Annotated in this window: 4 protein-coding genes, 5 tRNA genes and 1 pseudogene; 8 read left to right on the top strand and 2 right to left on the bottom strand. The window is 70.5% G+C overall.

Going from position 1 to position 3,383, the window contains the following annotated elements; translation table 11 throughout:
- Positions 1 to 184: pseudogene (locus RIF89_RS12575) on the top strand (type II toxin-antitoxin system PemK/MazF family toxin); the annotation flags it as partial.
- Between the two features lie 91 nt (positions 185 to 275).
- A tRNA-Val gene (locus RIF89_RS12570) sits at positions 276 to 348 on the top strand.
- A 60-nt stretch (positions 349 to 408) separates the two neighbouring features.
- Here the strand turns inward: RIF89_RS12570 and RIF89_RS12565 are convergent.
- On the bottom strand, positions 409 to 600 hold the full coding sequence (locus RIF89_RS12565) for a multidrug transporter (protein ID WP_309069441.1): 192 nt from the start codon (positions 598 to 600) through the stop codon (positions 409 to 411).
- Positions 601 to 764: 164 nt separating this feature from the next.
- On the opposite strand from RIF89_RS12565, the gene RIF89_RS12560 reads away from it, so the two are divergent.
- From RIF89_RS12560 to RIF89_RS12540, 5 genes are all read left to right on the top strand, one after another.
- Positions 765 to 837: transfer RNA gene (locus RIF89_RS12560), tRNA-Gly, on the top strand.
- A gap of 49 nt (positions 838 to 886) precedes the next feature.
- Positions 887 to 957, top strand: a tRNA-Cys gene (locus tag RIF89_RS12555).
- Positions 958 to 985: 28 nt separating this feature from the next.
- Positions 986 to 1,057: transfer RNA gene (locus tag RIF89_RS12550), tRNA-Val, on the top strand.
- A 23-nt stretch (positions 1,058 to 1,080) separates the two neighbouring features.
- Positions 1,081 to 1,156, top strand: a tRNA-Gly gene (locus RIF89_RS12545).
- 60 nt (positions 1,157 to 1,216) lie between these two features.
- Positions 1,217 to 1,582: an ankyrin repeat domain-containing protein gene (locus tag RIF89_RS12540; RefSeq protein ID WP_309069440.1), complete on the top strand. Its 366-nt coding sequence runs from the start codon at positions 1,217 to 1,219 to the stop codon at positions 1,580 to 1,582.
- 21 nt (positions 1,583 to 1,603) lie between these two features.
- On the opposite strand, the gene RIF89_RS12535 is transcribed toward RIF89_RS12540, so the two are convergent.
- The gene (locus RIF89_RS12535; protein WP_309069439.1) at positions 1,604 to 2,368 is read right to left on the bottom strand and encodes an SDR family NAD(P)-dependent oxidoreductase; all 765 of its coding nucleotides are present in this window, start codon (positions 2,366 to 2,368) and stop codon (positions 1,604 to 1,606) included.
- A 102-nt stretch (positions 2,369 to 2,470) separates the two neighbouring features.
- On the opposite strand from RIF89_RS12535, the gene RIF89_RS12530 reads away from it, so the two are divergent.
- Entirely contained in the window at positions 2,471 to 3,340 is an 870-nt protein-coding gene (locus RIF89_RS12530) for a helix-turn-helix domain-containing protein (protein ID WP_309069438.1), read from the top strand.
- Positions 3,341 to 3,383 lie beyond the last annotated feature (43 nt).

Genomic DNA, 3,383 nt, shown 5'->3' with positions numbered 1-3,383 from the left:
GTACACGCCGATCGGCTCCGGAGCCTGGGACGCTGCGGGACGTGAGTCCTGGGCCGACCTCGATCAGCTGTACAGCGTGCACGTGAACGGCATGCGGCGAGAGGCGGCCGCGCTCGACCGCGAGCGCTTCGCGCGGGTGGCCGCTGCCCTGCGGCACCGCTACGGCTGGATCGCGGAGGGCTGAGCGCCACGCCCGATGCGGTCATGGTTCGGGAAGCGGCGGGCGATCGGGTAGTATCGTTTCTCGGCCCGCAAGGGCGGCAGTTCCACAACATGGGCGATTGGCGCAGTTGGTAGCGCGCTTCCTTCACACGGAAGAGGTCATCAGTTCGAGTCTGGTATCGCCCACCGCAGAAGGCCCCCGGTTCGCCGGGGGCCTTCGTCGTTCTGCGGGGATGCCGCGAGGGGTCAGTTCTCGCGAGGCTCGGACGTCGGGTCACCGGGGCGCACGGGCGCGTCCTCGGCGATGTCGATGCGCTTCACGCCGTCATGCTCGGACACCACGATCCGGGGGCGTGCGTCCTCCTCGGTCGCGTCGGGCGCCGCCGTCAGCTGGTCGTGGCGCTTCTCGTCGTCGGTCATCTCGTTCTCGGTGCCCATGCCCCCACGATAGGGTCCGAGGCGCTCGGCCGGCGGCGGCTTGACAGCATCGGAGACCTCGTCCCATCCGCCCACGTGGACACGCCCGACAGCGGGTCGTGGTTTGGATCCGGGACGGTCGTCGGCTAATGTGTAACAAGTGCCCGGAGCGATCGGGGCGCGATGCGGATGTAGCGCAGTTGGTAGCGCATCACCTTGCCAAGGTGAGGGTCGCGAGTTCGAGTCTCGTCATCCGCTCGAGTGCAGAGATCCATCAGGTTCTCGGCATGCGGGTCTCAATCCCCGTGGTGGCGTGGCCGAGTGGCTAGGCACCGGCCTGCAAAGCCGTTTACACGGGTTCGAATCCCGTCGCCACCTCGACATAATTGAATAAGAGCTCTCATGAGCGCGATTGGCGCAGCGGTAGCGCGCTTCCCTGACACGGAAGAGGTCACTGGTTCGATCCCAGTATCGCGCACGAGCCGGATGACATCCGGTTCTGCGGATGTAGCGCAGTTGGTAGCGCATCACCTTGCCAAGGTGAGGGTCGCGAGTTCGAGTCTCGTCATCCGCTCCAGATCCACAAGCCCCGGCCATCGCCGGGGCTTCGTCGTTGTGCGGGTGATTGACTTGTCGCATGACGGATGACGCCGAGGCCTTCGCCGCCCGCCTGCTCGATCTCGCTCGCGCGGGCGACACCGCCGCGCTGCTCGACCGGATCGATGCGGGTAGCCCCGTGGATCTCGCCGACGCGCAGGGCAGCACGCTGCTCACGCTCGCCGCGTACCACGGTCATGCCGACCTGGTGGCGGGCCTGGCTCAGCGCGGGGCGGACGTGAACCGGATCAGCGGGCGCGGGCAGACACCTCTCGCGGGCGCCGTGTTCAAGCAGCACGACGACGTGATCCGCGTGCTGCTGGCGGCGGGAGCCGACCCCGACGCGGGCGCGCCGTCGGCACGGCAGACGGCCGAGATGTTGGGCCGCACGCTGCCTCAGGACTGACGCGTCCGCGCCGAGGCCCGGTCAGGACCGCGTGGCGTGCGGATCGCTGGCGTTGAGCATGCCGACCACCTCGTCGTAGTCGCCGCGCACCTCGGCGAAGCGCAGGAGCTTCACCTGCTCCACCAGGATCTCGGGCGCCTCCGGATCCTGCTCGAGCAGGCCCATCACCTCGTCCGCGAACGCGTCGAGCGGCATCGCGTGCTCGTTGTCCTCGTGGCCCGGCATGAGGGCCGTGCGCACGGAGGGCGGCACGATCTCGGTGACGCGCACGCTCGTGCCCGCGAACTGCAGCCGGATCGACTCGCTCAGCATGTGGATGAACGCCTTGCTCGCGTTATAGGTGGGCGTCGGGCGCAGCGGCACGGACGCCAGGCCGCTCGACACCGTGACGATCGTCGCGTCGGGCTTCGCGCGGAGGTGCTCGACGAACGCCCCGATGAGGCGGATCGGGCCCAGGATGTTGGTGGCGACGATCGACTCCGCGGTGGGCAGGAAGGCAGGGGAGCGCCAGTCCTCGGCGACCATGATGCCGGCCATGAGGACGACCGCGTTCACGTCGGGCCAGTGCCGGATCACCTCGGCCGATGCGTCGCGGATGCTCTCGGCATCTGCCGTGTCGATGCGCACCGTGCCGAAGCCGTGCGCGGCCCCGAGCCGGTCGAGCAGCTCCTGCCGGCGCCCGCCGATGATCACGGTCGCACCGCGAGCCTGGAGTCGGAGGGCGAGTGCGAGGCCGATGCCGCTCGTCGCGCCGGGGATGAAGACGGTGTCTCGAGTGATGTCCATGGCGCCAGCCTGCGGGCAGCCGGGATCAGGCGGGAGAGACCTCCGGATCGGGGGATCGGGAGTCCCTGGCTCCACGCCGTCGGGGAGGCGGAAGATGGAGCGATGAACCCCGACCGTGCCGCCCTGGCCGAGTTCCTGCGCGCCAGGCGTGCCGCCCTGCAGCCCGAGGACGTGGGGATGGCGGCGGGAGCGCGCCGCCGCGCCGCAGGCCTGCGGCGCGAGGAGGTGGCGCAGCTGACCGGCATGTCGGTCGACTACTACACGCGCCTGGAGCAGTCGCGCGGACCGCAGCCGAGCGAGCAGATGCTCGCGGCGCTGGCGCGCGCGTTGCGACTGACCGCCGACGAGCGCGATTACCTGTTCCGGATCGCCGGTCACGCGGCGCCCGACAGGATCGGTGCCGGCACGCACGTCGCGCCCGCCCTGCTGCGGGTGCTCGACCGGCTCGAGGACACCCCGGCGCTCATCCTGTCGAGCCTGGGGGAGACGCTCGTCGCGAACCGGATGGCGGTGGCGCTGTTCGGCGACCACACCGCGCGCACCGGACCGGCCCGCAGCGACGTCTACCGGTGGTTCACGGAGCCCGCCGCGCGGCACGTCTATCCCGCGGAGGATCGCCCGCGCAATGCGCGGGCGCTCGTGGCCAATCTCCGTGCCGCGTATGGCGCGCTGGGCGAGAACTCCCGCGCGGGCGAGCTGGTGCGAGAGCTGTCCGCCCGGAGCGCCGAGTTCGCCGCGCTGTGGGAGCGCCACGAGGTCGCGCGGCGCTTCGAGGACCACAAGACGCTGATCCATCCCGAGCTCGGCCCCATCGAGGTCGACTGCCAGGTGCTGTTCACCGAGGACCAGTCGCAGGCTCTGCTGGTGCTGACCGCGCCGCCGCGCACCGAGGGATGGGAGAAGCTGCGGCTTCTGTCGGTGCTCGGCTCGCAGCGATTCGTCGCGGCGGAGGGCGCGGACGCGCCGCATTGATCTTGGACGGTCACCGCGGGGCCCCGAGGCCGCGCGGTGACCG

Source organism: Microbacterium sp. (assembly GCF_031178525.1).
Lineage (GTDB): Bacteria > Actinomycetota > Actinomycetes > Actinomycetales > Microbacteriaceae > Microbacterium.
Note: the sequence above shows the minus strand (reverse complement) of the source record. Positions and strands in the feature narration are given on the sequence as shown.